This is a genomic window from Pseudomonas sp. 51_B (genome assembly GCF_017491595.1).
GTDB lineage: Bacteria > Pseudomonadota > Gammaproteobacteria > Pseudomonadales > Pseudomonadaceae > Aquipseudomonas > Aquipseudomonas promysalinigenes.
The window spans coordinates 1-469 of the sequence record NZ_JAFGYW010000314.1; the positions used below are offsets into that span (position 1 = coordinate 1).

Below are 469 nucleotides of genomic sequence, written 5' to 3' on the forward strand. Positions count from 1 at the left end.
GGCTGCAATGCGCCCCGAAGCGCGACGCCGATCGGCGCCAGTGCATCGCCGATCGCCGTGAGCGCGCCCCCGACGAACGCCTTGATCGGCCCCCAATAGCGGTAGATCAGCAGCGCGGCGGCGGCGAACGCCGCGGCGTATAGGCCAATCGGCGTCGTGAGCAACAGGCGGCCGGCACCCATCGCGGCCGTGCCGAACATCCGCCATGCGGCCGCGCCGATGCCGAGCGCGCGCGACAGGATGCCGCCCTGGATGCCGAGCGTCGCCATGCTGAAACGCACGACGGCGAGCGGGCCGAGCACGCCGGCGAGAACGATCGTGAACGTGCCGAGCACCGCGAGCAGCGCGGCGAAGCCGCCCGCGAGCGCGACGACTACCTTCGTTGCCTGTGGGTGTGCCTGAATCGTTGTCAGCAGCCTGTCGGCGAGCTCGCGCGTCTTGTCGAGCGCAGCGTTATACATCGGCGCGA

Annotated in this window: 1 pseudogene; it reads right to left on the reverse strand. The window is 70.8% G+C overall.

The features are described from left to right. Positions 1 to 469, reverse strand: a pseudogene (locus J5M56_RS25000) (hypothetical protein); the annotation flags it as partial.